At 43.1% G+C, this 23,486-nt stretch carries 18 protein-coding genes and 1 riboswitch; of the genes, 12 read left to right on the top strand and 6 right to left on the bottom strand.

Translation table 11 applies throughout. From position 1 onward, the window contains the following. Positions 1-316: 316 nt before the first annotated feature. The 8 genes from BM100_RS06520 (at position 317) to fbaB (ending at position 13,958) form a co-directional block, all read left to right on the top strand. Positions 317-1,567, top strand: coding sequence for an MdtA/MuxA family multidrug efflux RND transporter periplasmic adaptor subunit (locus BM100_RS06520; RefSeq protein WP_092509133.1), 1,251 nt, complete (start codon positions 317-319; stop codon positions 1,565-1,567). Next, positions 1,567-4,719 carry an MdtB/MuxB family multidrug efflux RND transporter permease subunit gene (locus tag BM100_RS06515; RefSeq protein ID WP_092509131.1) on the top strand — a complete coding sequence of 1,051 codons (3,153 nt, stop codon included), beginning with the start codon at positions 1,567-1,569 and terminating at the stop codon, positions 4,717-4,719. Before BM100_RS06520 ends, BM100_RS06515 begins: the two co-directional genes overlap by 1 nt. After that, a complete protein-coding gene (gene mdtC, locus BM100_RS06510) occupies positions 4,716-7,820 on the top strand; it encodes a multidrug efflux RND transporter permease subunit MdtC (RefSeq protein WP_092509129.1) in 3,105 nt (1,034 codons plus the stop codon). Before BM100_RS06515 ends, mdtC begins: the two co-directional genes overlap by 4 nt. A gap of 8 nt (positions 7,821-7,828) precedes the next feature. Continuing rightward, on the top strand, positions 7,829-9,217 hold the full coding sequence (gene baeS, locus BM100_RS06505) for an envelope stress sensor histidine kinase BaeS (protein WP_092509528.1): 1,389 nt from the start codon (positions 7,829-7,831) through the stop codon (positions 9,215-9,217). Next, positions 9,214-9,921 carry an envelope stress response regulator BaeR gene (baeR, locus tag BM100_RS06500; RefSeq protein ID WP_092509127.1) on the top strand — a complete coding sequence of 236 codons (708 nt, stop codon included), beginning with the start codon at positions 9,214-9,216 and terminating at the stop codon, positions 9,919-9,921. The genes baeS and baeR overlap by 4 nt, the downstream gene beginning before the upstream one ends. Positions 9,922-10,052: 131 nt before the next feature. After that, positions 10,053-10,397, top strand: coding sequence for a YegP family protein (locus BM100_RS06495; RefSeq protein ID WP_092509125.1), 345 nt, complete (start codon positions 10,053-10,055; stop codon positions 10,395-10,397). Between the two features lie 420 nt (positions 10,398-10,817). Beyond that, positions 10,818-12,212, top strand: a complete 1,395-nt coding sequence (gene trhP / locus BM100_RS06490) for a prephenate-dependent tRNA uridine(34) hydroxylase TrhP (RefSeq protein WP_092509122.1) — start codon at positions 10,818-10,820, stop codon at positions 12,210-12,212. A gap of 696 nt (positions 12,213-12,908) precedes the next feature. After that, positions 12,909-13,958, top strand: coding sequence for a class I fructose-bisphosphate aldolase (fbaB, locus tag BM100_RS06485; RefSeq protein ID WP_092509120.1), 1,050 nt, complete (start codon positions 12,909-12,911; stop codon positions 13,956-13,958). A gap of 139 nt (positions 13,959-14,097) precedes the next feature. Here the strand turns inward: fbaB and thiD are convergent, their stop codons facing one another. The 4 genes from thiD to mgrB form a co-directional block, all read right to left on the bottom strand. Next, positions 14,098-14,898 (bottom strand): bifunctional hydroxymethylpyrimidine kinase/phosphomethylpyrimidine kinase, encoded by an 801-nt coding sequence (gene thiD / locus BM100_RS06480; protein WP_175494928.1) that lies wholly within the window; start codon positions 14,896-14,898, stop codon positions 14,098-14,100. A gap of 43 nt (positions 14,899-14,941) precedes the next feature. Continuing rightward, positions 14,942-15,034, bottom strand: a riboswitch (TPP riboswitch). A gap of 125 nt (positions 15,035-15,159) precedes the next feature. Next, entirely contained in the window at positions 15,160-15,369 is a 210-nt protein-coding gene (gene cspE / locus BM100_RS06475; RefSeq protein WP_092509116.1) for a transcription antiterminator/RNA stability regulator CspE, read from the bottom strand. Positions 15,370-16,055: 686 nt separating this feature from the next. Next, positions 16,056-17,429 (bottom strand): amino acid permease, encoded by a 1,374-nt coding sequence (locus BM100_RS06470; protein WP_092509114.1) that lies wholly within the window; start codon positions 17,427-17,429, stop codon positions 16,056-16,058. A 376-nt stretch (positions 17,430-17,805) separates the two neighbouring features. Then, positions 17,806-17,892, bottom strand: a complete 87-nt coding sequence (gene mgrB / locus BM100_RS23565; RefSeq protein ID WP_274539928.1) for a PhoP/PhoQ regulatory lipoprotein MgrB — start codon at positions 17,890-17,892, stop codon at positions 17,806-17,808. Positions 17,893-18,135: 243 nt separating this feature from the next. Between mgrB and BM100_RS06460 the strand changes: the two genes are divergently transcribed. After that, positions 18,136-18,522 carry a helix-turn-helix domain-containing protein gene (locus BM100_RS06460; protein ID WP_092509110.1) on the top strand — a complete coding sequence of 129 codons (387 nt, stop codon included), beginning with the start codon at positions 18,136-18,138 and terminating at the stop codon, positions 18,520-18,522. A gap of 108 nt (positions 18,523-18,630) precedes the next feature. Here the strand turns inward: BM100_RS06460 and BM100_RS06455 are convergent, their stop codons facing one another. Both BM100_RS06455 and BM100_RS06450 read right to left on the bottom strand, forming a co-directional pair. Then, positions 18,631-19,467 (bottom strand): N-acetylmuramoyl-L-alanine amidase, encoded by an 837-nt coding sequence (locus tag BM100_RS06455; RefSeq protein WP_092509108.1) that lies wholly within the window; start codon positions 19,465-19,467, stop codon positions 18,631-18,633. Positions 19,468-19,652: 185 nt separating this feature from the next. Continuing rightward, a complete protein-coding gene (locus tag BM100_RS06450; protein WP_092509106.1) occupies positions 19,653-21,107 on the bottom strand; it encodes an alanine/glycine:cation symporter family protein in 1,455 nt (484 codons plus the stop codon). Positions 21,108-21,883: 776 nt separating this feature from the next. On the opposite strand from BM100_RS06450, the gene BM100_RS22505 reads away from it, so the two are divergent. From BM100_RS22505 to BM100_RS06440, 3 genes are all read left to right on the top strand, one after another. Then, the gene (locus BM100_RS22505) at positions 21,884-22,075 is read left to right on the top strand and encodes a hypothetical protein (protein ID WP_139216938.1); all 192 of its coding nucleotides are present in this window, start codon (positions 21,884-21,886) and stop codon (positions 22,073-22,075) included. 356 nt (positions 22,076-22,431) lie between these two features. Further along, entirely contained in the window at positions 22,432-22,914 is a 483-nt protein-coding gene (locus BM100_RS06445; protein ID WP_092509104.1) for a PliI family lysozyme inhibitor of I-type lysozyme, read from the top strand. Positions 22,915-23,088: 174 nt separating this feature from the next. Further along, positions 23,089-23,460, top strand: coding sequence for a hypothetical protein (locus BM100_RS06440; RefSeq protein WP_092509102.1), 372 nt, complete (start codon positions 23,089-23,091; stop codon positions 23,458-23,460). Positions 23,461-23,486 lie beyond the last annotated feature (26 nt).

The raw sequence follows: 23,486 nt of genomic DNA, 5'->3' as shown, positions 1-23,486 counted from the left end.
ATCATTAACATTGCATATTGATTGAATCCCCTGCATCATCAATCGTGATTACCCTCCGGAAATGACAACTAAAAAAAAGACGCGATAAAGCCCCTAACATAATTTTTCATGAAATATTGGATTGTTCATCACAAAATCTAAAGGGAGCCATTGTCCAAAACATTATCTTTTTGACATAAGCTCCATACTTTCTTCATTATTGGTTAATTCTAACTGGTTACACTAATAATAAGTTCTGTATCTATTTGATATTAGATGTGGCATGACTGCCTATCGTCACAACATTTCGTCACAATATTGAGAGAATGTCGAGCTAATGAATAACAAAAGCCGTTCCTACTTTTTCCGAGTCGCTGCGGTGCTGGCCGTGATTATCGCTGCGGCTTTCTTTGCCTGGAAACACTTCGGTGCGCCAACCCCCTCAAACAAAGCTCAAAATCCGGGAGCAAAGCAAAGCGCCAGCAACCAGGTTATCCCTCCGGTGCAAGTAGCAACGGCTGCAATAAAATCTGTTCCACATTATTTAAGTGGCCTGGGAACAGTTCAAGCCACAAACACCGTAACCATCACCAGTCTCGTAGAAGGCCAATTGATAGCGCTGCATTTCAATGAAGGCCAATATGTCAAAAAAGGGGATTTGCTGGCCGAAATCGATCCCCGTCCGCTTCAGGTTAAGCTGGCAAGGGCACAAGGGCAATATGCCAGAGATCTGGCAACATTGACCAATGCCAAACAGGATTTAAGCCGCTTTCAGCAATTAGCAAAAAATAAACTGATATCTCAACAAGATTTGGATAAGCAGATGGCGTTGGTTCGCCAAAGTGAAGCCAGCCTGAAAGCCGATCAATCAGATATCGACGATGCAAAACTGCAATTGGCCTATAGCCGCATTACTGCGCCAATTTCCGGCCGAACCGGGTTAAAGCGCATCGATGTCGGCAACTATGTTTCTGCCGGAGGTGGAACACCAATTGTAGTAATTACCCAAGTCGATCCCATTGATGTACTGTTTTCCCTGCCAGAAAACGATATCAGGGCGGTACTCAACGCCCAGAAAAATAACAAGGACGTCAGCGTCAGTGCATGGGATCGCAATAATCAGCAACAATTGGCACAAGGCAAGCTGCTCAGCATTGATAATCAGATTGATGTTACGACAGGCACGATCAAAATGAAGGCTCAATTCAATAATCAAGGCAATGCACTGTTTCCGAATCAGTTCGTCAATATTCAGATGAAAGTCAATACATTGCAAAACGCTGTCGTGATCCCTAACGCAGGGTTGCAAATGGGAAATAACGGTCATTTTGTCTGGAAAGTCGATAAAGACAATAAGGTCAGCAAAAATAAGGTCACTGTGGGGCTGCAAAATAGCCAATTTGCGGTCATTAGCAGCGGTGTTTCAGCCGGCGATCGCGTTGTCACTGACGGCATCGACCAACTGACTGATGGCGCCAAAGTCGAAATTGTCAAACCGTTGTCCGTGGCGTCACTTGAAGATGACAGCAGCAAGAAGAATCCGGCTCAATCAAACAGCCAGTCAGGCAATGGCGTGGAGAATCCGTAATGCAATCTGATTCGCCAATGACAGGCGGAGGGCCATCCCGCCTGTTTATACTGCGCCCCGTTGCCACGACGTTGTTTATGCTGGCCATTTTGTTGGCAGGGATTATCGGCTATCGGATGTTGCCCGTTTCTGCCTTGCCACAAGTGGATTACCCTACAATTCAGGTGGTTACTCTGTATCCCGGCGCCAGCCCAGATGTAATGACATCAGCCGTGACAGCGCCACTGGAGCGCCAATTCGGGCAAATGTCCGGCTTGAAACAAATGTCATCCAGAAGCTCCGGGGGAGCGTCAGTCATTACTCTGGTTTTCCAGCTTTCTCTGCCGCTTGATGTGGCAGAACAAGATGTGCAGGCTGCCATTAATTCAGCCAGTAATCTCTTGCCGGACGATTTGCCCTACCCGCCTATTTACAACAAGGTCAATCCGGCGGATCCGCCTATTTTAACGCTGGCTGTCACCTCCGATGCCCAAACCATGACGCAAGTGCAAGATATGGTGGAAACCCGCGTTGCCCAACGTATCTCTCAGGTCAGTGGCGTTGGTTTGGTGACATTGGCTGGCGGACAACGCCCTGCCGTGCGTGTGAAATTGAACGCACAAGCCATCGCTGCCCAAGGGTTGGATAGTGATATGATCCGCGCCGCCATCATGAAAGCCAATGTAAATTCAGCAAAAGGCAGTTTTGACGGGCCGACACGCTCAGTCACAATTTCATCCAACGACCAGATGAAATCCATTGATGATTATCGCAAACTCATCGTGGCCTATAAAAATGGCGCTCCGGTTCGCCTGCGTGATGTTGCTGCCATTGAGCAAGGGGCAGAAAATGACAAGCTGGGCGCATGGGCCAATGAAAAACCTGCCATTGTCCTCAACGTCCAACGCCAACCCGGTGCGAATGTTATTGAAACAACGGATAATATTCGCGCCATGCTGCCTGAGTTGATTGGCAGCCTGCCTAAATCTGTCAAAGTAGATGTTTTGACAGACAGAACCGTGACTATCCGTAGCTCGGTCAAGGACGTGCAATTTGAGCTGTTGTTGGCTATTGCGCTGGTTGTGATGGTGATTTACCTGTTTTTGCGCAATACCACAGCAACCTTGATTCCAAGTATTGCCGTACCACTTTCTCTGGTGGGTACCTTCGCCGTTATGTATTTCTGCGGTTTTTCCGTCAATAACCTCACGTTAATGGCATTGACCATCGCAACTGGCTTTGTCGTGGATGATGCCATTGTCGTTATCGAAAATATTTCCCGTTATATCGAACGAGGAGAAAAACCGCTGGCAGCCGCATTAAAAGGAGCCGGGGAAATCGGCTTTACCATTATTTCCCTGACCTTCTCATTGATTGCTGTCTTGATCCCGCTGTTGTTTATGGGGGATATTGTCGGCCGCCTCTTCCGCGAGTTTGCCATTACTCTCGCTGTCGCCATTTTAATTTCTGCAGTCGTGTCACTGACGCTAACGCCGATGATGTGTGCGCGAATGCTGAAATCTGAAGCGGACATCAAACATAACCGTTTCGAACAAGCCTGCGAGCGTTTCTTCGAGCGCATGATTGCGATATATGCCGTCTTTCTGAAACGGGTATTGAACCATCCTTGGATTACATTGGGTGTTGCATTCGGAACAATGGCTCTGACCGCCCTGCTCTATGTCATGATCCCAAAAGGTTTTTTCCCTTTGCAAGACAATGGGTTGATTCAGGGTACACTTGAAGCGCCCCAATCCATTTCATTCCACGCAATGGCAGATAAACAGCAACAAGTTACCGCTCTATTGCTGAAAGATCCTGCCGTAGAAAATATCTCTACTTTTGTGGGTGTTGACGGCAATAACCCAACATTAAATAACGCGCGCGTGCAAATTACACTAAAACCCCTCGACCAGCGTGATCAACGCATAGATGAGGTTATTCCACGCTTGCAGGCCAGTATTGCTGGTGTACCCGACGTCAAACTGTATCTGCAACCGACCCAAGATTTAACGATTGATACGCAAGTATCCCGCACTCAGTACCAATTTACATTGCAGGCCACTTCCCTTGATGAACTCAGCATCTGGGTGCCTAAACTACAGCAAGCCCTGAAGCAGCGCCCAGAACTGGCTGATATCGGTAACGATTGGCAGAATCAAGGACTGGTGGCCTACCTCAATGTCAATCGCGATATGGCCAGCCGATTGGGGATCTCAATGGCCGCCGTGGATAATGCCCTGTACAACGCATTCGGCCAACGCTTGATTTCGACCATTTACACTCAGTCAAATCAGTATCGTGTGATCCTTGAACAAGATACGGACAATTCATCAGGTCTGGATGCACTCAACAATGTTTATTTGTCTGGCAATGATGGCAAAATGGTGCCGCTTAATGCAATTGCGACGGTTGAACAGCGGTTGGGCAATCTGTCCATTAATCATCTACAACAGTTTCCTTCTGCCACTTTCTCATTCAATGTTTCGAAGCACTCGTCCCTTGAACAGGCGGTCAATGCTGTTAAAGAAACTGAGCGGGCGATCCAGATGCCAAAAGACATTATCACTCAGTTTCAAGGGGCAACATTAGCATTCCAGGATGCGCTCAGTAACACACTCTGGCTGATTTTAGCCGCAGTTGTCGCAATGTATATTGTGCTCGGTATCCTGTATGAAAGTTTTATTCATCCCGTCACAATCTTGTCCACGTTGCCTACTGCGGGTGTTGGTGCATTGTTGGCATTAATGATAGGCAATTATGAATTAGACATTATTGCCATCATTGGGATCATCCTCTTGATAGGCATTGTGAAGAAAAACGCCATCATGATGATCGATTTTGCATTGGCAGCAGAGCGTGAAAAAGGCATGTCGCCCTATGATGCCATTTATCAAGCCTGCCTGTTGCGTTTCAGGCCAATATTGATGACCACCATGGCCGCGTTGTTGGGGGCATTGCCGCTGATGCTGAGTACCGGCATTGGTGCAGAGTTGCGTCGCCCATTGGGTGTCAGCATGGTTGGCGGGCTTATCATGAGCCAAATCCTGACCTTGTTTACGACGCCGGTTATCTATCTGCTGTTTGATAGGTTAGCGCACTATTACAAGAAAGGTCGCCAAAAGAATAAGCAGCTTGATCAAACCTCTGTTAACCATCAGGAGCCGCTGTGAAATTTTTTGCGCTTTTTATCCGGCGGCCGGTTGCCACAACATTATTGAGTCTTGCCATCACGCTGTGTGGTGCGCTCAGTTTTACTCTGCTGCCCGTGTCGCCGTTGCCAAAAGTTGATTTTCCCGTGATTACTGTCCATGCCTCCATGCCTGGCGCATCACCCGAAACCATGGCATCTTCAGTCACAACACCTCTGGAGCGGGCATTGGGCAGAATTGCGGGAGTGAAAGAGATGTCTTCCGCAAGTTCTCTGGGCTCTTCATTCATTTATTTGCAATTTGACCTCAACCGGGAAATCAATGGCGCTGCGCGGGATGTTCAGGCAGCGATCAATGCCGCCCAAAGCTTGTTGCCTTCTGGCATGCCAAGCAAGCCGGTATATTATAAAGCAAATATGTCAGATGCCCCCATCATGATTTTGACCTTAACGTCCGACAGTTATAGTGAAGGGCAACTTTATGATCTCGCATCCACCAGATTGGCTCAAAAACTCTCTCAAGTAGAAGGTGTCAGTAAAGTCAGCGTTGGCGGAAGTTCGTTACCGGCAATACGCGTTGAACTGAATCCCAATGCCCTCTTCAACCAAGGCGTTTCTCTTAATGATGTCGGCAATGCCATCAATAATGCGAATGTCCGGCGCCCAATTGGGTACTTGGATTCCGATAAACAAAGCTGGCAATTGCACACCAATGATGAATTGAAAACAGCAGACAGCTACCGCTCAGTCATTGTCCACTACAATAATGGCGCCCCTGTTCGCTTGCAGGACGTCGCGGATGTTAAGAATTCTGTCGAAGATACCCGGGCTGCTGCCATGTCCGGCAATAAGTCGGCAATCGTTATCATTATTCGCCGTGAAGCAGGCGCGAATATCATTGCAACAGTTCAACGCATTCGCGATCAACTCCCCATCTTGCAAGATTCACTGCCAGCCAGTATCCAGTTGAACATTGCACAGGATCGCTCTCCGGCTATTCGGGCTTCCCTGCAAGAAGTGGAGCGTGCACTCGCGATTGCTGTTGCTTTGGTCATTCTGGTTGTATTTCTGTTCTTGCGTTCAGGCCGTGCGACTCTTATCCCGGCAATTGCAGTACCTGTCTCTCTTATTGGCACCTTCACCGCAATTTACTTATGTGGTTTCAGCTTAAATAACCTTTCCTTGATGGCCTTGACTATTGCCACAGGGTTCGTTGTTGATGATGCCATCGTTGTGCTGGAAAATATTTCCCGTCATATCGATGCCGGCCTGAAACCCATGCAAGCTGCCCTCAAGGGGGTACGGGAAGTGGGGTTCACGGTGCTTGCCATGAGCCTGTCCCTTGTCGCGGTTTTTATTCCTCTCGTTCTGATTGATGAGCTACTTGGTCGGCTATTCCGGGATTTTGCAGTCACACTCGCTACTGCCATTGGCATTTCACTATTGGTTTCTCTGACGCTGACCCCGATGATGTGTGGACACTTACTCAAATCATCACCAGAAAAATCACAGAGGCAAACTCGAGGGTTCGGTAAGGTATTGCTGAAAATTCAACAAGGCTATGGACGTTCATTGAAATGGATACTCAACCATACCCGTTGGGTACTGTTAACATTGGTTGGCATTGTTGCCCTGAATATCTGGCTCTATATCAGTATTCCCAAAACCTTTTTTCCTCAACAGGATACGGGGAAGATGCTGGGCTTTATTGTCGCTGACCAAAGCATTTCATTTCAGTCGATGCGCGAAAAAGTGAAAAGCTTTATGCAAATAGTCAATGCCGACCCGACTGTAGATAATGCCGTGGGATTTACCGGCGGTGACAGCACCAACACGGGCTTCATGTTTGTTTCCCTAAAACCGCTGGACGAGCGCCATGAAAGCGTCCTGCAAGTCATCACTCGTTTAAGAAGCAAGCTAAACAATGAAGCCGGCGCACGTCTGTATTTAGTGCCGGTTCAAGACCTCAGATCTGGCGGCGGGCGCGGTTCAAGATCCACATATCAGTTCAATCTGCTGTCCGATGATGCCGGTGAATTGCGTAAGTGGAGTCCAATCATCAAGAAAGCGTTGGAAAAACTGCCGCTACTGGTGGATGTTAACTCTGACAATGATGAAGAAGCTAAAGGCGCCGAAATAGCAATTACCTATGATCGTGATGTTATGGCTCGTTTGGGAATCAGCGTTGCTGAAGCGAATAGCCTGCTCCACAATGCCTTTGGGCAACGGCAAATTTCCACCATTTACCAGCCATTGAATCAATACAAAGTGGTCATGGAAGTTGCACCGCAATATAACCAAGATCCGACGGCATTAGAGAAAATGTTTGTCATCAATGCGCAAGGTGAACGCATTCCACTGTCCTATTTTGCGCAATGGCATCCCGCCAGCGCGCTGCTGGACGTTTATCATCAAGGGCTTTCGGCTTCTTCTGGCATTGCCTTTGACATTGCACCAGGTTACACGCTCTCCCAAGCAATCAGCGCGATAGAAAGAACCATGACAGAACTGGGTGTCCCCTCTTCAGTCCGCAGTTCTTTCGCAGGCGCTGCGCAAGATTTTCAAGATAGTGAAAACTCTCAATTGATGGTTATCCTCGCAGCTATCGTCACTGTTTATTTGGTTCTGGGCGTATTGTATGAAAGCTATATTCACCCGTTGACTATCCTTTCTACCCTGCCTTCTGCGGGCATAGGCGCATTGCTGGCGTTAGAATTATTCAATACGCCATTTAGCCTGATCGCCATGATAGGAATTATGTTACTGGTGGGAATTGTCAAGAAAAACGCCATTATCATGGTTGATTTTGCCCTTGAGGCACAACGGAACGGTAAGCTCAGTGCCCGGGATGCAATTTTCCGGGCCAGTTTATTGCGATTTCGTCCCATCATGATGACAACACTTTCAGCCATATTTGGTGCCTTGCCTTTGGTATTGAGCAATGGGGATGGTGCCGAATTACGCTTCCCATTGGGGATAACCATTGTTGGCGGGCTGGTCATGAGCCAGCTTCTTACACTGTATACAACACCCGTGGTGTATATCTCTTTTGATAGATTACAGGAAAAATGGAACCATTGGCGGGCAGCACGGGCACAAGCCAAGGCGGCTAAATTGTCATGAAATTCATGATGAAAACAGGCATCAGCAGTAAATTGTTTCTGGCGATTTTTGCTACTTGCATGCTGGTTCTGATCACGATGCACTGGGGAGTAAACCTCAGCTTTCAGCACGGTTTTATCGGCTATATCAAACAAAATAGCCAAATGCGTGCAAGCATGCTGGCCGAGGCTTTGGAGGAACAATACCAGCAGCATGGTGATTGGAATTTTCTAACGACAAATGATCGGATGATTTTCCAAATTCTCCGTACCATTGAACAAAACAATGACAGCCATCAGGGGCCTCCGCCCCGTGGCTGGCGCACACAATTTTGGGTAATAGACTCTCAGATGAAGCGTCTGGTGGGCCATCCCGGGGATATCCCCTCAGAGACTTATCGCAAGCCAGTTATTTACCAAGGCAATACCGTTGGTTGGGTTATTGTCAGTGCCTCAGACAAAATGACCAGTCAGGCAGATATCAGTTTTGCCCATCAACAACAATTTACCAGTTGGGTAATCGCCGGCCTTTCAACCTTGTTGGCACTCATTGCCACCTTCCTCCTGTCTCGTGGACTACTGCGGCCAGTTAAACGGCTGGTAGAAGGCACTCATAAACTCGCTGCGGGTGATTTTAGTGTACGTGTCATTCCATCCAGCAAAGATGAAATAGGGAAATTGGCTACAGATTTTAACCAACTGGCCAGTACGTTGGAAAAAAATGAACAAATGCGCCGTGATTATATGGCGGATATCTCCCATGAATTACGTACCCCACTTTCCGTACTGCGTGGGGAATTGGAAGCGTTGCAAGATGGTGTACGCAAACCTTCACCAGAAACTATTCATTCCTTGCTGGCGGAAGTCACCACCCTGACAAAACTGGTCAATGACCTGAATTTATTGTCCCTTTCCGATCGTGGCTCGCTGACTTACAGAAAAGAGCCGGTTAACATCAGCCAGTTGCTGCAAATTTCCGTGGCAAATTACCACAACCGTTTTGCTGATAAACACATCACGTTGAAATTAGACTTACAAGAAGATGGGATACTGTTCGCAGATCCAGACAGGCTGATACAGTTGTTTCAAAATTTACTGGAAAACAGCCTGCGCTATACCGATGAAAATGGAAAAGTGATTATCCAATGCTATTCAACACCGCAAAAATGGGTACTGGATTTACAAGACAGTGCACCTGGCCCAACCATTGAACAATGCCGGCATGTTTTTGAGCGCTTTTACCGCTGTGAATCCTCACGCAACCGCACAAGCGGAGGGTCAGGATTAGGTCTGGCTATTTGCTATAACATTGTCGAAGCACATGATGGCACTATCCAGGCAGAAAGATCATCTTTAGGCGGTATTCAAATTCACGTAGAATTGCCGCTGATGAAATCTTCTAAAATTGAAGCACAATGAGCACATATTTTACACAATACACTGTCTTAATCGTTGAGGATGAACCAAAGTTAGGGCAGCTACTGGTTGATTATCTGCAATCGGCGGATTACCAGACTCAATGGCTGAAACGCGGTGATGAAGTTATTGCTCATGTTCAAAAACACCAACCTCATATTATCTTACTTGACCTGATGCTGCCCGGCCTTGATGGATTATCGATCTGTCGGGAAATCCGTAAGTTTTCTGATATTCCAATTGTCATGATGACAGCCAAAACAGAAGAGATTGATCGGTTACTCGGGTTGGAAATCGGTGCGGATGATTATATCTGCAAGCCTTATAGTCCGCGGGAAATCGTGGCCAGAGTAAAAACAATCCTGCGCCGCTGCTATCGCCCCAAAGATATTGTCAGCGAACAAGGCGCGTTGAGCATTGATGAAAATCACTTTCAGGCACGCTATCTTGAACACGTGCTTGAACTGACACCCGTTGAATTCCGCCTGTTAAAAATTATGGCCAGCCAACCGGGACGGGTCTTCACTCGTGATCAATTGTTGAATAACCTTTATAACGATCACCGCATTGTTAATGATCGCACTATCGATAGCCATATTAAAAACTTGCGCAGAAAATTAGAGCTATTAGATGAAGATAAATCATTTATACGCTCGATTTATGGATTAGGTTACCGTTGGGAAGCTGAAATCTGCCGTTTGATATAATATTGGCATTCTCTTTGGCCTGAAAATCGGGGCGTTACAGCGCACCGGATAAATTTCATGGTTTTCTTCCTGCATTGTACAAAATTCAAGCTAGACTTAAGCTGGTAATTACCCAATCAGGAGATTTTCTTATGGCTACAGGGCATTATGATCTTAAGAAAGCAAAGAACGGGCAATTTTATTTTCATCTGGTGGCAACAAATGGTGACATTATTCTGAACAGCGAAATGTACACGACCAAAGCTGCGGCCAATAAAGGCATTCATTCAGTTCAGGTCAACTCTCCCGACATAAAGCGACATGAGGTGAGAAAAAATAAGGCCGGTAAATCTTATTTTGTCCTGAAAGCCCGCAATCATCAGATTATTGGCGTCAGTGAGTTTTATGCCAATGATGCAAGCCTGAAAAAGGGTATGCAATCTGTGATAAAACTCGGGCCAACGGAAAATATTCGTGACCTGACCAAAAATATCTAATCACTCGCGCCGCATTGACGGCGCTTTCTTTTTTGATCGCCAGCTACAACCATTCAAGTCCACTTCAAATCGGCTCAGTCATCTAAAAATCATATATATCATATTGTTACATATAGTTGCTGAAATTTATCTTTTCCTATTCAAAACAGTATGTTGAAAAAAACTGTATTTGCCCTTTCAGTATTCCCCCCTATTTTCCATTTCATGACACGGCATGTACCGCTCAGGAAGGCAAGGAAATGATAATGTAAACAGAAACAGACCTAATCACTCGCGCCAATAATATCCATTTGTGCTAACGGTGGAATAAGCGCTAAAATCCCCTCCTTTCACCTTACCCTTATTCTTAGTAATGATTTAGCAATGATAACGATGAAAGGTTAAGGGCTGACTTGAACTCAGACTGAGAACGTTAAAAATATGTTTACGCCAGAATTACTCTCTCCCGCCGGCTCTTTGAAAAATATGCGTTACGCATTTGCCTATGGCGCCGACGCCATTTATGCAGGGCAGCCCCGCTATAGCTTGCGTGTCCGCAATAATGAATTTAATCATGAAACCTTGGCCCAAGGCATTAAAGAAGCCCACGAATTAGGTAAGCGTTTTTATGTTGTCGTCAATATTGCGCCACATAACGCCAAGCTAAAAACATTTATCCGTGATTTGAAACCAGTCGTGGAAATGGGGCCGGATGCGCTGATTATGTCCGATCCGGGCTTGATTATGATGGTACGCGAAGCATTTCCAGAGATGGATATTCATCTCTCTGTTCAAGCTAATGCTGTCAATTGGGCGACGGTAAAATTCTGGCGGCAGATGGGATTGACCCGTGTTATTCTTTCCCGTGAGCTTTCACTGGAGGAAATTGCCGAAATCCGCCAGCAAGTACCGGATATGGAGCTGGAAGTTTTTGTCCATGGCGCGCTCTGTATGGCTTATTCTGGCCGTTGCCTGCTATCAGGCTATATCAACAAGCGTGACCCCAATCAAGGAACCTGCACAAACGCCTGCCGCTGGGAATACAATGTACAGGAAGGCAAGGAAGATACGGTCGGGAATATTGTTCATATGCATGATCCTGTTTCGGTCAAAAATCCAATACCGGTCAAAAATATTGAGCCAACTTTAGGTCAAGGCGAACCTACAGACAAAGTATTTATGATTGAAGAAGCCAAGCGTCCTGGCGAATATATGTCAGCATTTGAAGATGAGCATGGCACTTACATCATGAATTCAAAAGACCTGCGTGCCATTGAACATGTGGAAAGATTGACAGAAATGGGTGTCCATTCCCTGAAAATTGAAGGCCGTACTAAATCCTTCTATTATTGTGCCCGCACGGCCCAAGTATATCGTCGTGCCATTGACGATGCCGTAGCCGGAAAACCTTTCGATCCAACGTTGATGACAACGCTGGAAGGTCTTGCACATCGTGGCTATACCGAAGGTTTCCTGCGCCGTCATACCCATGATGCTTATCAAACCTATGAATATGGTTATTCTGTGTCAGACTCCCAGCAATTCGTCGGTGAGTTTACGGGTAAACGCGTCAATGGGTTGGCCGAAGTTGCCGTGAAGAATAAGTTTCTTGTCGGGGATAATCTGGAACTCATGACTCCATCAGGTAACATTAACTTTACGTTAGAATCGATGACAAACAAAAAAGGCCAGGCTGTGGATGTCGCTCCGGGTGATGGGCATATCGTTTATCTCTCCATTCCTGAAGAAATTGAGCTGAACTATGCATTGCTTATTCGAAATTTAAAAGAGGGCAATACCCGAACCTCTCACCCGCAAAAATTACAAGCAAAGTAATTTGAAATAAGATTTTAAAGAAATTGATCTGTTTTTTTAGAAATAGATCACATCAATGCTATTTTATTTCTCGTATTATCTGCCATGAAAATTAAGAACTAAAAAAGTTTTACTGTAAGACTAGGAACCACCTCCTTGGCTAGCTCAATCTCCCTTGGGCTGGCCTTTTCTTTTATGTGAAAAATATAAAATTGCTTTAATTTCAAACAGTTAATCGATTGCCTTACTTGAGGAAAAATAAATAACTTTAATGTTTATTTATTCTTTCATTGTATTTTTTTTGGGCACCTGACGATATCTTCATTAATTATTGATGATAAAATCATGTAATAATAAATAATATGAATATTTATTCAATTTAATGAAGGAAAATATAAGGAAATAACACCAAAATATTCAATGCATGAATAACTAAATATTTATTTCTACTCATATCTGATAAATTTTCTTTACTTTACCCTAAAAAGAGCGGGTTACGTTTTAACAATTCACTACCCGTTATACCCGCTGAATTTCGAGTTATACCCGAGCTGCAAGAGAGTAATGAGCAAATGCAACCAGCAAAGAGGTAATTTGAAAGATGATGAGGATATTTCAAACTGAAGCGATCCACCCCGGTTTACCTCTCTACTCACCTTGTGATTCATCCCAATATCAACAACAATCAGTAGCGCCTTTTGCAAACTGGAGTTAATCATGACTGATATCGCTAAGTTGTTAGGAAAAGACGCAGAAAGTTTGTTGCAACACCAATGCAGTACCATTCCACGTGAAAACCTCTATCTTCCCGGCACAGATTTTGTCGATAGAGTAATGATCGAAAATAATCGCCCCAATACTGTCCTGCGTTCCATGCAAACCTTGATGAATCATGGCCGTTTGGCAGGAACAGGTTATCTCTCAATTTTGCCGGTAGATCAGGGTGTTGAGCACTCTGCCAGTGCATCATTTGCCGCCAATCCCCTTTATTTCGATCCTAAAAATATCGTGGAGTTGGCAATCGAGGCAGGTTGTAACTGTGTTGCTTCAACTTATGGGGTACTGGCGTCAGTTTCTCGTCGTTATGCCCATAAAATCCCATTTTTGGTGAAGCTCAATCACAATGAGGCATTGACCTATCCTGCTCAATATGACCAAACATTGTACGCCAGTGTTGAACAAGCATTTGATATGGGTGCCGTTGCTGTTGGCGCAACTATCTATTATGGCTCGCCTGAATCACGTCGCCAGATAGAAGAAATTTCAGCCGCGTTCGAACGTGCCCATGAACTGGGTATGGTTACCGTATTGTGGGCATATCTGCGAAATTCAGCATTTAAGAAAGATGGCGTTGATTATCATACCAGTGCCGATTTAACCGGTCAGGCAAATCATCTGGCGGCAACGATAGGCGCTGATATTGTTAAGCAGAAAATGGCAGAAACGAATGGCGGTTTTACTGCCATCGGGTTTGGGCACACTGATAAGCGCGTTTACAGCAACTTGACTACAGAGCATCCGATTGATCTGGTTCGTTATCAACTTGCTAACTGTTATATGGGGCGCGCCGGGTTAATTAATTCTGGTGGTGCTTCCGGAGACAATGATTTGAGTGATTCTGTCCGTACTGCGGTTATCAACAAACGTGCCGGAGGCATGGGCTTGATCCTTGGTCGCAAGGCGTTCAAGAAATCGATGAAAGAGGGTATCGAGTTAATTAACTCGGTTCAGGATGTTTACCTCGATAAGAAAATTACTATCGCCTAACATTTTTATCGCCTAAACCGCCTGATCAAATGATTTAGACCATCGTATTTCAATGTGGGGATACTGCTTGTATCCCCCATTATTCGGTAACGGCACCATTATCTGAATTGATCGTCCACCGCAATTGCGACCATCTCACTTACCACCATTGATGGAAATGGTGCACAGGCCCAATTCCCTGCCCTACTTCCAGAGTGTCCGCCTGAGCCAATGCGTTTTGCAAATATGTTTTTGCAACAGGTAATGTACTCTGCCAATCAGAATACTGTGGGCGTAAAGCAGCAAGTGCCGCAGACAGTGTACAGCCTGTACCATGCGTATGACGTGTTTTCACTCTGGGTGCAGTGAAGCGCCATTCCCCTTCCGCAGTAAAAAGCCAGTCAGGGCTTTCTTCATTGATTAAGTGCCCACCTTTCAATAAAACCGCCGGGCATCCCATAGAAAACAATCTTCGCCCCTGACGCAACATATCGTCTTCATTCTCAGCGAGATTGCATCTTAATATCGCGGCAGCTTCCGGTAAGTTAGGCGTGATTAAAGAAACAGACGGCAATAATTGTTCAACCATAGTTGCAATCGCTTCCGGCGATAGCAAATGATCACCGCTTTTTGCCACCATGACAGTATCCAATACAATATGGGGGACAGAATAACGGTTCAATGATTCTGCAACTACAGCAATATTGGCAGCATTGGATAACATACCTATTTTGGCACTGTCTATCCTGACATCTGACAACACAGAATCTAGCTGAGCAGCAACAAAGAGAGGATCAATATCATAGACTGATTGTACTCCCATCGTGTTTTGGGCAACCAACGCAGTTATGACAGATGTTCCATAAGTACCAAGTGCAGAGAAAGTTTTCAAATCAGCTTGGATACCGGCACCACCGCTAGGATCTGTTCCTGCGATAGTCAGTGAGTTAATTCTCATGATGGTGACTCCTATTCACCAGCAAAAGAAAAGCGGGTATCAAAATCCGGGGATACCATGACTTCCCTACGCTGGCATTATCCAGATCAGGTAATACGGGTACTTCTCAGTCCAATTAAGAACGCCCCGAGTCAAAAATAAAAATCACTCTATTAGTATCCCAATAGAGTGATATTTGCAATATGTTATCGTCAAATAATAAAACTAAATTGACGATAAATATATTTGGTCAGTAATTAAATACCAACCAAAATAAATTTATTACTATAAAGCTGTAACGTTTGCAGCAGCAGGACCTTTAGGGCCATCCTGAATTTCAAACTCAACTTGTTGGCCTTCGGATAATGTTTTAAAACCATCTTTCATAATCGCAGAAAAATGTACAAATACATCTTTGCTGCCATCAGCTGGAGTAATAAAACCAAAACCTTTAGACTCGTTGAACCACTTCACAGTACCAGTGATTTTTGCCATTTCAAAAATTTCCTTTGAATCACTTTAATCGCCGATTGGCATAAATATAAACAAACCAGTATTCGTTGCTGTTATTTATTAACAGAACAGTACTTCGTTTACCCATGTGTTTTATCACATACTCTTTATATAATCGCAAGCCATTTTTTTCAGGTGCTGGAGCCAACGCACAAATTTGAAAATGCTAATCTCTATTCCAATTTAAAATTACTCAGAAACTTTTAAGTTATATAACAACATGAATTAATGTAAAAATAAAATTTTAACCTCAAGAAACAAATTTAATTAGTTTAATATGAAATTCTGTTTATTACGCCAGTTATGGAGTAGCGCAGGGTGTTGTAAAATCTCAGAAACTTTTTTTTGCAATACTAAATTAAGGCTGATTTAGTTTAAGCCTTACTCGCATGTAATATAATCACTTTATGTATGACCGGATTAATTTTTGTTGAGCATTTATTAAATATTATTCAATTATAATTGAATTGAATAATATATTCATCTCAGAGGAATTTGATTTACTCGTAATCAGATAGTATTTAAATCATAGACAATGATAAAAATGTGATAAAGAGAACTAAAACGATGCAACTACAGCAGCATGCTTTTAGGTTTATGTTACAGAAATAAAAAAATACAAATAATCAGCCGGGTGTAATACCCGGCTGTAAGATATTTTGGATGAATTAATTCTCTTGTTTGTGCTCTTTTTTCGATTTAGCTACCTGAAAGCCCACCCATAATAGGGCAATCCAGAATGGCATCAAAATAACTGAAATACGAATTGGCGGCATCATCAGAATAATGATGAGAATAAATGCCAGGAATAACAGGCATAAATAGTTTCCAAATGGATACCACAATGCCTGGAATTTTGTCGTAACCCCTTCTTTGTTCTTCGCCTGACGGAACTTCAGATGGGCAAGACAAATCATAATCCAGTTGATAACCAGAGTGGTCACGACCAGCGCCATCAATAATTCAAATGCCTTGCCGGGCATAATATAGTTGAGGAGTACGCCAACTGATGTTGCCAGCGCCGACAAGCCAATGGATAAAACAGGTACACTGCGCTTATTCACTTTTGTAAGAAAGCGAGGTGCATTGCCTTGCTTAGCCAAGCCGTAAAGCATTCTACTATTACAATACACACCACTGTTATAAACAGACAGTGCCGCAGTGACTACTACCACATTCAAGACATTGGCTACCCAAAAGCTGTCCAGATCATGGAAGATTAAAACAAATGGGCTGCCACCTTCCACGACCTTGTCCCATGGATAAAGTGAAAGCAGAATAGCGAGTGAACCGATATAAAACAGTAAAATGCGATAAACAACCTGATTGGTTGCTTTGGGAATATTTTTCTCAGGATTTTCGGCTTCGGCTGCGGTGATCCCTACCGTTTCTAAACCGCCAAATGAAAACATAATGATTGCCATTGCCATAATCAGGCCGGAAATCCCATTTGGCATAAAGCCGCCCTGTTGCCATAAATTAGTAATGCTTGCATCCGGCCCGCCATTACCGCTAAGCAGCAAGTAACTACCAAAGATAATCATCCCGATGATCGCACTGACTTTAATGAGCGAAAACCAAAATTCGGTTTCACCATACATCCTGACATTGATTAAGTTAACAAGGTTTACCAGTACAAAAAATATGGCAGCTGAAACCCAAGTTGGGACTTCCGGCCACCAATATTGGATATACATACCAACAGCCGTTAATTCTGCCATTCCGACCAGAATGAACATCGCCCAATAATTCCAGCCAGAGAGAAAGCCCGCAAAATCCCCCCAATATTTATAGGCAAAGTGGCTGAAAGAACCTGCTACTGGCTCTTCAACAACCATTTCCCCCAATTGGCGCATAATCAGAAATGCAATGAACCCGCCAATTGCATATCCAAGCAGCACTGAAGGCCCTGCCATTTTGATGGTTTGTGCTATACCTAAAAATAACCCTGTTCCTACTGCGCCACCGAGGGCAATAAGCTGGATATGCCTATTTTTTAACCCTCGCTTAAGCGTAGATTGCTGTTCTTGTTGTCCTGCCATCTTGTCCTCTTTTTATGATGCTTATACCCACCGTTTCTCAAGGCACGGCTTAGAGTTCACTGGGCATAGAGTCCGTCTCATGAAAATTTGTTCTATTTGTTTTTTAAATCTGAGTGTTGCGTTTAACCTAAATATTATTTTTAACCAAAGTAGAGCAAGAAACCTTTCCACTTTCCCAATTTTCACAACGTTTGTCGAACTGAAATTACCTCAATGCCCATAACAAGCGCCCGTAACAATGGGAATATGTGCGGGTTTAACACGGTGTTTAGTTGGTGAATTTGAATCAGACGGATATTAAAACATCATTTACAAAGAATAAATACCAAGAATGCATGTTAGCATGCATGCTCGGCTGATGATGGTTGGATAAATATCAAAAAGGCAAGTATTGGGTAATTAAACAAGCACCCGATTCAAACTCTTTGTTATCGTACCAACAGTGCTCACTCAATGCTAACAAATACAAAAACAGACTTCCCAGTATTAGGCATGAGAATAAGGTTATTTTTTTAGCGTTCAACTCTACCTCCTCGGAATAATTTCGTTGTAGTCAGCATGGCAATCAAATACCATGAAGAGCGTTTATCCGTGAAATCCATTGTTTTAGTAGTGGAATTATTCCTGCTCCCTATAACCATGGATTTTGTCATCTTGGAAAGAAGTTGTGTATACTTCTCCAACCTTTAACTAATTTAAAATTGTAATGCCACAAGATAACCACTTAGCACTTGTATGCGCACTGAGTAAATGGATAGAAAATCATCTTGGCCGTGTTATTCATCTTGAAGAACTTGCTGCTTATTCTGGCTATTCGCTTTGGCATATGCAGAAAATATTCAAAGAAGTTACTGGGATATCTCTTGGGAAATACATCCGCCAACGGCGTCTGGCTGGAGCGGTGTCTCTGCTGAGAAACAGTTCGCTGCCCATTTTTGATATCGCCTTGGATTTCGGCTTCGGATCTCAGTCTCACTTTACTTATATGTTCCGTAAAGAATATGGCATTACACCTTATGATTTTCGCCAGAATGCAGATATCGAGCTTGAAGTTAAGCTGCCCTTACATCTGTCTTACAACTGCGAACCATAAACCCACTGTCATGTGCGGCCATTGATCCCGGTCGCTACCTCCTTGATGCGGATAGCCAACCTATCCCAATAATTAATTCTTATTTCATTTTAGTAGAATAAGAATTAATTATTGTTGATATTTTTCGACCAACGCCAAAGCAATCGATTCGGTTTCCGCATCAGGAGTGCCGCTAATATCCGAAGGGCGGAAATGCATCTGAAAGGCTTGGATCGTCTTACGAGTTGCATGATCCAGTAAACCTGTTTGCGGAATACGGTAACCATACCGGGCCAGCACTTTCTGTATTGAACTTACGGATGCAAGGCCATTAGGATGTCTGCCAGCCAAGTATTTATCTACCGCCGCATGATCAGGCCAAGCCCCAATGCCTTGCTCATAAAGCTGCTTCCAGGGGAATACCGGCCCTGGATCTTCTTTTCTGAGAGGAGCTATATCGCTGTGACCAACAACGTTGGCAGGCTTAATGTGGTGCCGCTGAATAATATCTTTTGCCAATCTAGTCACCGCATCAATTTGTGATGGATGATATAAACACCATTCTTTTTTTATAAAATCTTGTTTAAATCCGCAGTTAACAATTTCAATGCCAATAGAGTGGCGATTTAAACTTTGATATCCCCCCCACTCACTTTCTCCCGCATGCCAAGCTCTTTGTTTTTCTGAAACCAATTGAAAAATAATAGGCTCTTTATTTTTATATCTTGGTTGGGAAGGAATGAGGTAATGGGCACTGACACGTCCCCCCGTTAATGCCCTCAATGAACGTTTATCATTCAACGCAGTATAATGTAATACAAGGAATTTAATCGGCTCTATATCCTGATCAGTCGAATAAGGATGGGAATGGTCAACAATATAACTGTTTCTGTCTTCCCGTTCAGGGGAATAAGAACAACCAATCAACAAGGTGATAAATATAAATACTATTGATCTTCTTATCATGGCCAGTCAGCGATTTAATATAAGGAAGGGTAATGTGTAATTATTATATAATAGATGAGAATAGCGGATAAAACTAAAATAAATGTGATGTTTTTACTTTCAACCTAATTCCAGTACAAATAAAAGCCGGGTATCCCAAATTGGAATACCCGGCTTTTAACAGGATGTCAGACTAAATCCCAATATCAGGATTTATCTTTCCCTCTTTGATTTAATGCTTCATTATCCCAGATACCTTTTTCAACATCTTGTTGGATCTCTGGATAATTATTGATATTAAATGTTGGCAATTGCTTCGCTTTTCTCTGCTGGTTATAGTCCTTCGCCAGCTTCATTGCGATCCCTGACAGCAAGAGTATGGCAATCAAGTTCACAATAGCCATGCATGCCATCGATAAATTAGCCATATTCCAGACCAGAGGCACTTCCGCCAAGGTTCCAAACATTACCATTCCCAATGCAGCCAAGCGCAGAATGAATAAGCCCGCAGTGTGGTTACGCTCCAGGAATATCATATTACTTTCAGCATAAGCGTAGTTGGCAATAATTGATGTGAAGGCAAAGAAAAAGATAGCAATCGCAATGAATGTTGTTCCCCAATGACCCACTGCTGATGACAATGCACGCTGGGTTAACTCAATCCCACTGATAGTGGTCACGTTCTCGTTGAGGATCCCGGAAGAAAGGATAATGACAGCGGTTGCACTACAGATAACGATGGTATCCATGAATACCCCCAGCATCTGCACATAGCCCTGAGAGGCAGGATGTGGCGGATAGGGTGAAGCTGAAGCTGCAGCATTTGGAGCCGAGCCCATTCCCGCTTCATTGGAAAACAATCCGCGTTGAACCCCTTGAATCATTGCCTGAGAAATACCATAGCCCAATGTTCCGGCTACCGCTTCCTGAAGACCAAAAGCACTCTTGATAATTAATGCAAATACTTCCGGAATACGTTCAATATTGTGACCAACAACCCAAAATGCCAGTATTAAATATGCTCCAGCCATAAACGGTACAACTAACTCAGCAACTCGGGCAATAGAACGCAACCCGCCGAAGATAATCACACCACTGATGATGACTAATACAATACCAACATAGATTGGTTTAATGTCAAAGGCAAAGCTAGCCGCTTTCGCAATTGAGTTTGCCTGAACAGCATTGAATACAAGACCAAACGCGATAATAAGGAAGATTGAGAACAGAACCCCCATCCATCGCTGCTTCAACCCTTTCTCCATATAGTAGGCCGGGCCACCACGATAATTTCCTTGATCGTCTTTCGTCTTGTACAACTGGGCAAGCGTGCTTTCCACAAAGGAAGTTGCCATACCGATAAATGCCACTACCCACATCCAGAAAATGGCTCCTGGTCCACCAGCAGTAATTGCAATGGCGACCCCAGCCAAGTTACCGGTTCCTACACGAGCTGCAAGGCTGGTACATAATGCCTGAAAAGAAGAAATACCAGAGCTATCTGATTTCTTACTGTTTTTCAGAACTGAAAACATGTGACCAAAATGACGAAGCTGTATGAGACCAGAACGCAGTGTGAAGTAAAGGCCAACACCTAGAAGCAAGTATATTAATACGTTGTCCCAAAGAATGTTGTTAATGAAGTTAATCAGATCCGTCAAGATATTTTCCCCTTACTAATTAGCAAACATTAGCTGACCATAATGCAGTATCCGGCTAAATTTTATTGTGTTTGATTTCCTTTATAATTAACAAGTAACACAATTCTGTATACAAAAAAACACAGAGATACCAGTCAGTAAAACGGAAAGAATGTAACACAATATCGTTTTCAATGGGTAACTTTTAATGAAATTTTTACATTTACTTTAGTATTTATGAACATTCATATTGATGACATAAATACAAGATTCCCCATTCCAAGCCTATGACTTACATTTTATAAGCATTAAATATGGGTTAATTTCCATACTACGCATAAGCGTGAAATATAAATTAATTAACAAATTAACCCGAAACAAAAACCTAATAGCAACCAAAATACAACCAATAAAAAACAAGATCAATACAGTAACCCTATAAAATGCATGTGTTAACTGAAAGTTATTGGCACCATGTCACAAAAAATACACAGAACAAATTTCGATGGATGCAAATCGTTATGCAACTTACGTGGCAATAACTCATTTTATTAAAAATCACCAAATAATTACAAAATTTAATCTTGAAATTTCTGATATTTACGAAAACATATAGCAATATTTTTCTTCAAATGAGATTATTAAATTTTAATACTGTGATAGTTGGAAAAAGCCACCATCCCATATTAAAATTTTCGATTGTTATTTTTGCGTAGGGAAACAACAATAACAGGTTAGTAAGATGTTAACATTCCACTATCTGGCTATCAGATAATCTACAAGTGAGGTTATAATTGATGTTAGAGCGAAAAAGAAAAAACCCCGCAGACAACATACTGCCTAAGCGAGTTTATAGAGGAAAATCAAAGTATGAGTATCATCCTGCAACAGGTGGTTCTATCTCTATTTGCTGCTTAAGCTCACCCGTATCTGTCGTCTGGAAAGAATACAATAAGATTGTTGCAAAAATAGAAAAAAACAGCACATAGATCTTACTATATGTTTACGTTAATCAAAGCGATGTTTCAGCTAATCCAAAAGCGGGAGTTCACCACTCCCGTCAATTCTAATGTGCTATCTCTATAGAATTAGGTTCATCCGTCATATCAAAAATAGTCATATCACAGAATATTCAACAAACTTTTATCGTAAAAATTTCTATTTATAGCTAAAAAAAACAATAAAACTAATGAGTGATATCTCTTGGTGCCAACTCGCCATTACAGATGAAAATAGATTTTTCATGAAGGTTTCCATTAGGGATATGGGCTCTTAAATTCGTGCTACGATATAAATCTCACCCTATAAATATTTGCCCAAAACAGTAGATAGCGGAGTATTGCTTATGCGTATAAGTAACATGATGAAAACGATTGTTATTCCGGCTCTGGTCGCCCTATCATTCTCAACCCCGGCTATTGCAAAAGAAGGAAAATTGATTAATTTGCCTGATAAGCGTTTTGCTGTCATATCCGTCGGGGATCTGGAAAGCGCATCGATTGGTAGCTATTCCGTTGCTGTTTTCAAGGACAAGGATCTTTCTGATTTTGAAACCGGAGGGGTCTTTTCCCGCGATGGTTCAGTATTCGAAAATGACGGTAAACCGAGAATCTCTTTTGCCGACATTAATGGTGACGGTTCCAAGGAATTAATTGTCTACAAACTCACGGCGGGTTCCGGCAATTACCTTGAAGTAGACGCCCTCAAAATTACTGACAAAGATGTCAAACTACTTTCTCGCATCAATACAGACACGACAAAAAACCCCGTCAAGTTACTCCGGGAGCTTTGCAAAACAGGTAAGTGTGTAGAGCAGAAACCACAATAAAACCGTTCTCAATAAAGTACGGGCATTCCATAGATAACCCGTACAAACAAAGAATTATGTACTATTGTTTTATGTACTATTGTTAATGTTGTCACTGTTAATGCAGCCAATGCTGCCATTATTGTTAATATTGCCGCCACCATTATGTATGGTGCAATCGCTCAAGAGGAAATTATGAAACGTCTCTTACTGCCGATTTTCCTTGCCTCACTCTTCTCTTATGCCGCACATGCGAATGTAGATAAAACAGCTGAAACTTATTGTGAGCTATTCGGCAAAGCTTCCGTGGATGCATTCAAAACTAATGATTCTCCGGATGCAATCGCTGAAAAAACTTTCAAGGAATTAAGCAAGAAAGGTTTTGATCTCAAAGAAATTCATAGCAATAAGGATGAATTTATTACATCCATCAAGCAAACTGTCACAGAAGTCAGAAATAATAAGCATACTTTCCCAAGTCAACGTCATTTTGATGAGTCATTGGATAAATCTGTCAAGGCATGCAAAGTACAAACTAAGCATGCCTTATCTCAAAGTGCGAAATGAATTCCCGTAGAGCGGCAGGCTAACAT

It is taken from the genome of Xenorhabdus mauleonii, assembly GCF_900113945.1.
Taxonomy (GTDB): domain Bacteria; phylum Pseudomonadota; class Gammaproteobacteria; order Enterobacterales; family Enterobacteriaceae; genus Xenorhabdus; species Xenorhabdus mauleonii.
This window is presented reverse-complemented; position numbering and strand designations above follow the sequence as displayed.

Bases quoted from the DNA above. Each gene is read 5' to 3' on its own strand.
- BM100_RS06520 (WP_092509133.1), top strand. From the start codon at position 317: ATGAATAACAAAAGCCGTTCCTACTTTTTCCGAGTCGCTGCGGTGCTG.
- BM100_RS06515 (WP_092509131.1), top strand. From the start codon at position 1,567: ATGCAATCTGATTCGCCAATGACAGGCGGAGGGCCATCCCGCCTGTTT.
- baeS (WP_092509528.1), top strand. From the start codon at position 7,829: ATGAAAACAGGCATCAGCAGTAAATTGTTTCTGGCGATTTTTGCTACT.
- baeR (WP_092509127.1), top strand. From the start codon at position 9,214: ATGAGCACATATTTTACACAATACACTGTCTTAATCGTTGAGGATGAA.
- BM100_RS06495 (WP_092509125.1), top strand. From the start codon at position 10,053: ATGGCTACAGGGCATTATGATCTTAAGAAAGCAAAGAACGGGCAATTT.
- trhP (WP_092509122.1), top strand. From the start codon at position 10,818: ATGTTTACGCCAGAATTACTCTCTCCCGCCGGCTCTTTGAAAAATATG.
- fbaB (WP_092509120.1), top strand. From the start codon at position 12,909: ATGACTGATATCGCTAAGTTGTTAGGAAAAGACGCAGAAAGTTTGTTG.
- cspE (WP_092509116.1), bottom strand. From the start codon at position 15,369: ATGGCAAAAATCACTGGTACTGTGAAGTGGTTCAACGAGTCTAAAGGT.
- BM100_RS06470 (WP_092509114.1), bottom strand. From the start codon at position 17,429: ATGGCAGGACAACAAGAACAGCAATCTACGCTTAAGCGAGGGTTAAAA.
- BM100_RS06460 (WP_092509110.1), top strand. From the start codon at position 18,136: ATGCCACAAGATAACCACTTAGCACTTGTATGCGCACTGAGTAAATGG.
- BM100_RS06455 (WP_092509108.1), bottom strand. From the start codon at position 19,467: ATGATAAGAAGATCAATAGTATTTATATTTATCACCTTGTTGATTGGT.
- BM100_RS22505 (WP_139216938.1), top strand. From the start codon at position 21,884: ATGTTAGAGCGAAAAAGAAAAAACCCCGCAGACAACATACTGCCTAAG.
- BM100_RS06445 (WP_092509104.1), top strand. From the start codon at position 22,432: ATGCGTATAAGTAACATGATGAAAACGATTGTTATTCCGGCTCTGGTC.
- BM100_RS06440 (WP_092509102.1), top strand. From the start codon at position 23,089: ATGAAACGTCTCTTACTGCCGATTTTCCTTGCCTCACTCTTCTCTTAT.